Origin of the sequence: Rhodoferax ferrireducens, assembly GCF_003347515.1 — a bacterium.
GTDB lineage: Bacteria > Pseudomonadota > Gammaproteobacteria > Burkholderiales > Burkholderiaceae_C > Rhodoferax.
Map to the genome: position 1 here is coordinate 1 of NZ_QEII01000201.1, position 255 is coordinate 255.

At 56.5% G+C, this 255-nt stretch carries 1 protein-coding gene; it reads right to left on the minus strand.

The window, feature by feature from the left end; translation table 11 throughout:
- A partial coding sequence (locus C5P05_RS02710; RefSeq protein WP_157979199.1) for an integrase core domain-containing protein occupies positions 1-255 on the minus strand: 255 nt, incomplete at both ends.

A 255-nucleotide genomic window follows, 5' to 3' on the forward strand; every position in this document is an offset into this window, starting at 1 on the left:
GTGTGGAGTGCAACCGCTGGCTGTTGTAGAAGCTGACGATGTAGTCCGCAATGTCGTTCCTGGCTTCGGTATGGTTGGCGTAATCCTGCTGCCAAACGCGCTCCATCTTCAAATTCAGGAAGAATCGTTCCATTACCGCGTTGTCCCAGCAGTTGCCCTTGCGGCTCATGCTGCCGATCAGGCCATACTTGCTCAGCAGCGCCTGGTGTGCAGCGCTGGCATACTGGCTACCGCGGTCCGAATGCACGATCAATC